Annotated in this window: 2 protein-coding genes; both read right to left on the minus strand. The window is 47.4% G+C overall.

Annotation, left to right across the window (positions count from 1 at the left end):
* Positions 1-276 precede the first annotated feature (276 nt).
* Positions 277-3,324 carry a beta strand repeat-containing protein gene (locus AACV78_RS16560; protein ID WP_228042716.1) on the minus strand — a complete coding sequence of 1,016 codons (3,048 nt, stop codon included), beginning with the start codon at positions 3,322-3,324 and terminating at the stop codon, positions 277-279.
* 195 nt (positions 3,325-3,519) lie between these two features.
* Positions 3,520-6,450, minus strand: a complete 2,931-nt coding sequence (locus AACV78_RS16565; protein ID WP_194012701.1) for a two-partner secretion domain-containing protein — start codon at positions 6,448-6,450, stop codon at positions 3,520-3,522.
* Positions 6,451-6,559: the final 109 nt, after the last annotated feature.

Genomic DNA, 6,559 nt, shown 5'->3' on the forward strand with positions numbered 1-6,559 from the left:
GAAATATAGAGAGAAACTGGTTTATGAGATTTACGCAAGGGGCGAGAAACCGGGTATTCTTGGAGTTTTTGATTGGGTGACGAGAAATATAAAGAGAAACCCGGTTTCTGAGATTTACGCAGAATAGATATCAAATGGGTTCTATACAATTTAAATGCACAAAAGCTTAATATATTTCAATACGGTTTACTTAAGTCAAAGTAGCGACGCACCCTACAACTTATAACTTAAGTAAATCGTATTGGGCTATCAGAAAGATTCCCCTTTTTTAGCTTTTTAGCGCGGCACACAACGAGAGTTCGATCGAGGATTGCGAGAGTAAGCAGCATTACCCGGATTGTATCCAACCAGCGTAACTTCCCCTTTTGCATTCATCACCCAACCGCGCGCCGGAACAACTTCCCGAGCTTTTTTTTCCGTTTCTTCCCTCGAACCTCCATCCGTTACATCCGTTACATCCGTTACATCCCGTACATTGCTCGTTGCCGAACCTTCCACCCACGGAAACGGTGCAGATTCGCTGTTGAGAACATCGTTAGGACTCGGTGGCACTCCCCCTTTACCGGTGACTGTAAACTCGTTCTCGCCCCCTTCGAGACAGGGATTTGCCGCAATTAATGCCGCCCGATCGACCAAATTTTGCGGCAGTTCCACTAAACCTTGAGCGGGATTTACCCCAGCAGGGCTAAAAGTAACAGTACCTTGCAAAGCCGGGCCCTCACTTTGGGAAATAGCCGCAATATCGCTGGTAGGAACTAGAGAAGTAGGACTTACTTGCAAATCTGCAAATTGAGCATCTGTTAATCCCAAAGTACCTCGGACCTGTTCGCGACTGGCTGCTGTAAACCCAAAAACATTGGGGACATTGACATTCACGCGGCCACCTCGGGCCGATCGCGCATTCGCAGTAATATCGCTATTTTCTCGTGGGAGAGCTACCAGAATATCGCTGTTAATTCTGATATTTCCCCCGTCAGAAATACCAGCATCAGTGGTAATTCTGCTGCCGCGTCGCAACTGGATATCCCGTGCTTGGAGGTTAATATTTGCCCCAGTACCGGAGACAGTTGTACCGTCAATGCTGGCTTTATTATCTAGGGCAATTGAGTCAGCTACAACATTAATATTGCCAGCCCTTCCCGTTCCTAAAGACTCAACATTCACCGTTGCCGCATCCCGGACAATCAATTGATTGACATTCAGATTCAACGAGCCCGCATTCCCCGTAGCGTTAGGATTGACCAAAGCAAACGCCCTACCAGCCGAAGCCTCAATTTTACTGCTCAGCCCACTGTTACGATCGATACCTTGCACTTCTATGCGATCGGCATTAATGGTAACATCTCCCGCATCTGCTGCACTCAAAGAAGCCGCAGAAATAATCCCCCCATTCCGCACAGTTAGTTTAGGTGTTGAGAGGCGGATATCTCCACCCCTAGCAGAGGTTGTACTTTGAGTCCCTAGAGAACTCGGTGCGAAGCCCGCATTCCCTAAAACTCCAGATACGCCGCTCACTTCTATTGACTCTGAAGCTCTCGCAGTTAAATTTCCTCCAGCCCCCCCACTGGTAGAAAACACGGTTTCGCCAATAATCGAACCCGTCGATAAAGTAATTGAGGCTCCCTCAGAAACACTCAGTCGCTTAGTGTCGATGGTAATATCCCCAGATTTCCCCTTCCCATCGAAAGAGTTAGTGCCGAGGATAGTTTGTGCCGTACTTCCAGGCAGACTCCCCGACAACTCTACAGATTCAGTTGTTTTAATCGCGATATTCCCCGATGCTCCATCACTGCGGGTGATGCTAACGAGATTGGAGCCATCGCGCATGATTAACCGTTGTGCGTCAATAGTTATGCTTCCGCTCTGACCGCTACTTCCACGATTTGTTCCGCTGTTGAGCGCTGAACTGATGAATTCGACGGTGTTAGCACGGATATTCAGATTTCCGCTATTTCCAGCACTAAAAGTGACTGTACCGCCCACTGCCCCATCGCGCAGCAACAGCCGTCCGGTGTCAATGTTAATCTCTCCGGCAGCTCCACTGCCAGCAGTACCAGCACTCAGAATAATTTGCGGGTCAAAAGGGTTGAACAATCCAGAGGCTAGATATTGGCTATAAATCCGCTGATAGCCTTCAATTCCCAGCCCGCTCATTTCTACTGAGTCAGTAGCGTGGATATTTAAATTGTTCCCCTTCCCATCTCCCAATGTGGCGGTGAGAATTTGCGACCCTTTATCTATTCGCAAGTTTTGGGCATTAATATCAATACTTCTGCCATCAATATTTCCGAGTGTTAGGCTATAAATTCCCGAACTACTGACGGTGACATTCGCACCTCGAATATCTACTTTACCGCCTCCTAATCCGCTAGTATTTATCGACGCACCGTTCATTTCAATATTGCCAAAATTGGCAATATTGTCATAGTTTAAATTCAGACATAAAGCGGTTGGTTCAAATTGTACTAAACCCGGACTTTTCACACTCCCCAATAATATTTGTCCGGTATAAGCTGTTAAATTGCCTCCTTGCAGTTGAATGTCACCGCCAATTAAGGCTAAGGTTTGACCGGGAGCTACTGCTAAACCGAGTTTATTGGAAACAGGAATTTCTATGGGCAATGGCGGTAAGGTCGGTGTGGGGCCGATTGCTTGGGAAGTGTTGACAATTGTGCCGGGATTTTCTCGAAAACTTAAACCCACTGGAATATTAATCGCTAACAATGGTACTGCGTTGGGATTCGCAGCGTTGAATTCAAAACCATTATTAAACACAACACCCGCAGCAGCAGAACCGATAAAGGAACCGCCTAAATCTAACCGCGCATTCTGACCAAAAATAATTCCTCTGGGATTGATTAAAAATAAATTAGCATTGCCTTGCACGCCCAAGGTTCCTAAAATATTGGAAGGATTACCACCTGTGACGCGGGTAAAAATATTAGCAATGCCGTTGGGATTGGCAAAATATGCGCCTCTGCCTTCACCGATGTTGAATTCTCGGAAACTGTGAAATAAATTTACTCCACGAGTTGCACCGCCAGTGATTCTATCTGAGGGTAAGTTGTTGATAGTATCGGGAACAGTGCGCGAACTTTCTGCACCCAAGCTGCTGTCGGGGATGATTTGGCCGATCGCGCTTCCGGGAAAAAAGCACCAATAACCGCTCAAAAGTAACAGGTAAATAGCTCCTAAAAGATAGCGATTTTCTGTAGACTTAAGTACCGATATAGGGTAGGGACAAGGCACTGCTGCCTTCCTACTGTATTTCATCCACTTGAAAACTGAAATATAGTATTTTTCTCGGTCTTTGAGCTGATTCATGTTGCTTAATTTCCACAATTATAGATTTTGAAAAAGCATAATTCATATCAATTCCTGTTGCACTCATACATGATGTTAACTGTTAACAGTCAACAGTCAACAGTTAATTTACTATTCCGATGAAGAGAGGATTTGATATAACCTTTTGTTAGCTGACATTCGGAGAGAATTTTTCCAACATCAGCTATTTTCAGGTCATCGAGGCTGACAAACCGAAACAGGATGCCTCGTGCGCTGTGGAAATTGACCCGCAACTTCCGCAGCCACCAGCGTAACTTCTCCTTTGGCATTCATCACCCAACCGCGCGCCGGAACAACTTCCCGAGCTTTTTTTTCCGTTTCTTCCCTCGAACTTCTATCCGTTACATCCGTTACATCCGTTACATCCCGTACATTGCTCGCTGCCGAACCTTCCACCCACGGAAACGGTGCAGGTTCGCTGCTGAGAACATCGTTAGGACTCGGTGGCACTCCCCCTTTACCGGTGACGGTAAACTCGTTCTCGCCCCCTTCTAGACAGGGATTTGCCGCAATTAACGCCGCCCGATCGACCAAATTTTGTGGCAGTTCCACTAAACCTTGAGCGGGATTCACCCCAGAGGCGCCGAATGTTACCGCCCCTTGCAAAGCCGGGCCGCCACTTTGGGAAATCGCGGCGATGTCGCTACTCCCAAGTAGGGAAGTAGGACTTACTTGCAAATTTGCAAATTGCGCGTCATCCAGATTCAACCTGCTTCTGACTTGTTCGCGAGTAACTGCACTAAAGCCAAAAACACTGGGGACATTGACGCTGACGCGCCCCCCGGCTGCTGTGCGGGCGTTAGCGGTGATGTCGCTGTTGTCTTGGGGGAGGGCAACAAGAATGCCGCTGTTGATGTTGATGTTGCCGCCGTCAGAATTGCCCGCATCGGTGGTAATTCGACTGTTGCGGCGCAATTGGATGTCTTGCGCTTGCAGGTTAATATTTGCACCCGTACCCGATACTGTCGTGCCGTCTATTCTCGCTTTGTTGTCGAGGGCGATCGACTTTGCGACAATATTGATATTACCGGCGCGTCCGGTTCCAGTAGCCTGCACCGTGATTGTAGCTCCCTTTGCGACAGTTAGCCGATCGCGCGCCGTCAGATTCAACGAGCCAGCATTTGCTGTAGCATCGGGATTAGTACCGAATGTCTTACCAACCGAAGCATCTATTGTACTGACAAACAGACCGTTATTACTGGTGCCGCTGACCAAAATGCGATCGGCATTAACAGTAATATTCCCCACATTTCCCCTACCCAAAGAACTCGTAGAAACTATTCCCCCATCCCGCACAGTGAGGCTGGGCGTATCGATCCGAATATCCCCGCCCCGACTAGAACTCAAAGTTCCAGAAGTCAGCGCGCTAGCATTCTGAATTCCGCTGGTCAAAACTTGAGAAATACCTGAAATTTCTACTGATTCAGTCGCCCTAACTGTTAAATTTCCAGCAGGCCCGCCATCCTGAGAAAACAAAAACCTGCCAACTAAAACACCAGTTCCTAATGTAAACGCAGAACCGCCAGAGAGACTCAACCGCTTCGTATCAACATTAATATTCCCCGCAGGGCCGGTAGAACCGATACTCAGCGTGCTGATTCCGGTTGACACAACTGTTCGCGGGCCGCTGTTAAACAATTCGACTGATTCAGCAGCTTTAACATTAATACTCCCAGACGGGCCGCTGCTGTAACTCGTAGTACCCAAAAGAGAACCGTCGCGCATAATTAATCGACTGACATCAATACTAATACCTCCTCCCGCGCCGGTACTTTCTTTCGCCGTCCCGTTATTGACTCCAGAACCCACCATCTCAAAAGTATTGGCGCGAACAATTAAATTTCCGCCACTTCCACCACCAAAAGTTATCCCGCTACCGAGTACCCCATTGTTGAATAGCAAGCGTCCGGTGTTGAAGGTAATACTCCCCCCAGCACCAGCACCAGCACTAGCATTAAACAGCGTAAATAGCGGATCGAACGGGTCTGTGGTTCCCGATACCAGGTATGTAATTGCCACCTGTTGAAAGGCATCAACTCCCAGCCCGCTCATTTCTATTGAATCAGCAGCGCGGAAATTGATATTACCTCCGGCACCATCTCCTAGAGTCAAAGTAGAAAATTGTGTACCGTTTTGCGATCGCAATTTTTGGGCATCGATATCGATACCTCTACCATCAATATTGCCCAGTGTAATCGCATAAAATCGCGCACCGTCTAGGGTGACATTTCCACCTTTTAACTCTACTCTGCCGCCACCGGTGCCGCTGGTATTTATGAGCGTGCCATCGGATATTTGAATATTGCCGAAGTTCTGAATTTTGTCATAATTTAAACTTAAACTTCCCTGCTGCGGGCCCGATGTCAGTGCCAAATTAACTAAACCGGGACTAGCTGCACTACCGAGCAAAATTTGTCCGCCATTGGCGGTTAAATTGCCGCCTGGAATTTGGATGTCGCCGCCAATTAAGGCTAAAGTTTGACCTGGCTCTACGGCTAAACCAACTCGATTAGTAATCGGAATTGGCACGGGAGATGCAGGCAGGTTGCTCTTTCCCGTTGCCGTCGATTGATTGACAATTGTACCGGGATTGTCTCTAAATCTTAAACCAACGGGAATATTAACTGTTAACAGCGGTGATGTTTGCGGGTTGGTGCTGCTGAATTCAAAGCCGTTATCAAACACAACACTGTCAGCCGTTGAACCTACAAACGAACCGCGCAAATCTAACCGCGCATTTGGGCCGAAGACAATGCCTTTCGGGTTAATTAAAAATAAATTAGCATTGCCTAAAACTCCCAGAGTTCCTAAAATATTTGAGGATTTACCGCCCGTGATGCGGGTAAAAATGTTAGCAATTCCGCTGGGATTGGCAAAATAAGCTCCCCGCCCTTCTTTGATATTGAATTCGCCGAAACTGTGAAACAAGCTAGAGCCGCGAGTTGCGCCGCCAGTGATTCTATCTGATGGTAAGTTGTTGATAGTATCGGGAACAAGGCGCGAACTTTCCGGGCCCAAAGTGCCGTCGGGGACGATTTGGGCGAAGGTTTTCGAGGGAAATAGCAACAGGAAAGCAAACAGTAGGCCGCAAGACAGGCGAGACATAGAGTAATTCCTGTTTTAAAAATGGGAAGAGAAGCGTTCGGGAACATCTCATATCAAATCCGTTAGCATCAGTATAGTAATACCATTTCTCTAAAATCATGCAATACTC

Source organism: Tychonema sp. LEGE 07196 (assembly GCF_963890365.1).
In the GTDB taxonomy this organism is placed as follows: Bacteria; Cyanobacteriota; Cyanobacteriia; order Cyanobacteriales; family Microcoleaceae; genus Microcoleus.